We start from the raw sequence: 1,180 nt of genomic DNA on the forward strand, positions 1-1,180 counted from the left end.
CTATATTCTTTTAATGGTAAAAATTCATCATCTATGCAAATAGTGTGTGGCTCATAGAACCAAAGTCTCTTTGCTACTTCATTTGTCCAGGTCTGAACAGCGGCACCCTTTAGTGGGGGTATAGTGTAAAAGTTACTAATATATGCTACCTTTTTCATACCTCAACTAGCTCCTGTGCAAATTTTGACCACTCATACATGCCTTTTATGCTATCTCTTGGCCTTAAATTTTCTATATTTTCTAGTGTTAAATTTATCTTTTCTATCATGTCGCTTTCATCAGAAATTTTAAATTTATACCCATTTACTCCGTCTTTTATGATCTCTTTCATGCCGCCATTTATGCTAACTACGCAAGGCTTATTAGCTGCTAACGCCTCAATGACAGTTATGCCAAAAGCCTCATGCCCTATACTTGGTTGCAAATAAACATCGCAAGCGTTATAGTACTCATTTAGCTCATCATGCCCGATAGCGCCAACAAAAATGACCTTTTGCTCCAAGTTAAGCTTAGCTGCTATCTCTTTTAGACTTTGTAAATTTTCACCATCGCCAACCAGCATAAATTTAGCGTTTTTGATCTTATTTATATTTTTTACCATCATGCCAAAGCCTTTCCAGCCAACTACTCTGCCAACGCTTCCTATCAAAATTTCATCACTTTTTACACCAAATTTCTCTCTTGTCTTCTCTTTTAGTGATGCATCTGGACAAAACTTCTCTTTATCTACGCCATTATAAACGACTTTAACCTCTCTACCATATCTTTCTCTTAAAATCTCTGCATTTGCGTCGCTAACACTAATGATCTTATCTATAAATTTGATAAAAAATTTATCAAAAAAATAAAAATCCTCGCCACCGCTTACAAAGACTGCTTTTAAATTCTTATCATGCCTCTTTAAAGCCCATGCAACAAAAAAATCAAATGGTTTATGCACAACTAAAATATCAAATTTTTCAGACTCTAAAAATTTTCTGGCATTAAAATAAAAACTAACTCTTTCAATAAATTTTCTAAATCTATTGCCTATTTTTATGACTTTTTCCCTAGGGCAAAAGCCAAACATCTTTAGATCAATTCCACTATCTTTTAAAAACGCTGGTATAAATTTACCTCTACCAGTACAAATGATCACCTCGTGTTCTTTGATAAGCTCTTTTGCAACTGAGTAGTAAAA

The 1,180-nt window shown here is 34.0% G+C and carries 1 protein-coding gene; it reads right to left on the reverse strand.

The annotated features are described in order from the left end of the window. Positions 1-154 precede the first annotated feature (154 nt). Positions 155-1,180 (reverse strand): glycosyltransferase family 4 protein (locus CYP84_RS10055; RefSeq protein ID WP_103637442.1); only part of this gene is annotated, 1,026 nt, incomplete at its 5' end.

It is taken from the genome of Campylobacter concisus (assembly GCF_002912425.1).
GTDB classification, from domain to species: Bacteria; Campylobacterota; Campylobacteria; order Campylobacterales; family Campylobacteraceae; genus Campylobacter_A; species Campylobacter_A concisus_AH.